General features: G+C 41.9%; 1 protein-coding gene. It reads left to right on the forward strand.

Going from position 1 to position 661, the window contains the following annotated elements; translation table 11 throughout:
• Nucleotides 1-181 precede the first annotated feature (181 nt).
• Nucleotides 182-661 (forward strand): tetrahydrofolate dehydrogenase/cyclohydrolase catalytic domain-containing protein (locus A3738_RS08735; RefSeq protein WP_304440089.1); only part of this gene is annotated, 480 nt, incomplete at its 3' end.

Below are 661 nucleotides of genomic sequence, written 5' to 3' on the forward strand. Positions count from 1 at the left end.
GGCGCGAATAATACATACGGTTTTGCAGGTCGTCAACAACAAAAACAACTAATTTATTAATTTATTTTTCGGCGCATAAATAGCAACCAAATCCCTTATGTAAAAGTCTTTTTATTCTGATATGAGCATGACAAAATGCCCGCAATTCTACATAGCAACCATATAAAGCAGTTACACAGTCATGAGTGCACAAATAATTGATGGCAAAGCTGTCGCCACACAACTGAAGGAAGAGATCGCAAAACAAGTCGCTGAAAGGATCGAACAGGGTAAACGACGTCCTGGACTCGCCGTCATTCTCGTCGGCGATGATCCTGCCTCTGAAGTTTATGTTCGAAACAAAAACAATGCATGCGAGCAGGTCGGATTTAAAAGCGAAGCGATCGTTCTACCGGAAAGCACTCAACAACACGAATTAGAAGCATTAATAGACAAATATAACAATGACCCCGAAATAGATGGAATCCTTGTCCAACTTCCCCTTCCAGACCACCTTGATAGCGACAACCTTTTAGAGCAAATCAAACCAGACAAAGATGTAGACGGCTTCCATCCTTTTAATATAGGTCGCTTAGCTCAGCGAATGCCACTTTTACGACCTTGCACACCTAAAGGCGTGATCACTCTACTCGAAAAAACTGGACAAACAATACGAGGCAAA

Source organism: Oleiphilus sp. HI0066 (genome assembly GCF_001635725.1).